The 559-nt window shown below is 59.4% G+C and carries 1 protein-coding gene; it reads right to left on the bottom strand.

All coding sequences use genetic code 11. From position 1 onward, the window contains the following. Nucleotides 1-167: 167 nt before the first annotated feature. Nucleotides 168-559, bottom strand: a 392-nt coding sequence (locus CV770_RS41340) for a transposase (protein ID WP_146101490.1), incomplete at its 5' end; no start/stop codon positions are given.

The following is a 559-nucleotide window of genomic DNA, read 5'->3' on the forward strand; positions in this document are numbered from 1 at the left end:
TCTCGCGAGTGGACTGCGGTTGCAGCCAGGCCATGATGAGATCCGCGCACGCCGTTCCCAATAAATGGTTCGGGCACGAAGCCCGCTTTTTTGCACAGGGCTTACGGCATGTTGATCCACTGTTTCGTCATCACTGTTCCCGAGCCTTGCAATCGAAGCCAGAAGCGTCAGGTGAAAGCAGGATCTCTGCGTTCGTAGAGAGCTCCAGGCTTGTTCAAGACCACCCAGACAATGCGGGCCATCTTGGCGGCTAGAGCGACAACGGCCTTGTTCGGATGCATCCGAGCCTGGAGCCCGTCGAGCCAGCTTCCGAGGCGATCGCGCCTCCGGTCCAAATGCCGGAAGCAGGATCGCGCGCCATGCCCTAAAAGCTTTCTCACATAACGGTTGCCGCGTTTGCTGACGCCAAGCAACGTCTGTTTTCCGCCCGTCGAGTATTGCCTGGGCACTAACCCCAGCCAGGCAGCAAGGTCGCGGGCCTTGCGAAACTGCAGCCCATCACCGATCGCGGCAAGTACAGCGGTCGCACCCAATGCGCCGATACCAGGGATTGTCTTAC

This window comes from Bradyrhizobium sp. AC87j1 (genome assembly GCF_002936975.1).
Taxonomy (GTDB): Bacteria; Pseudomonadota; Alphaproteobacteria; order Rhizobiales; family Xanthobacteraceae; genus Bradyrhizobium; species Bradyrhizobium shewense.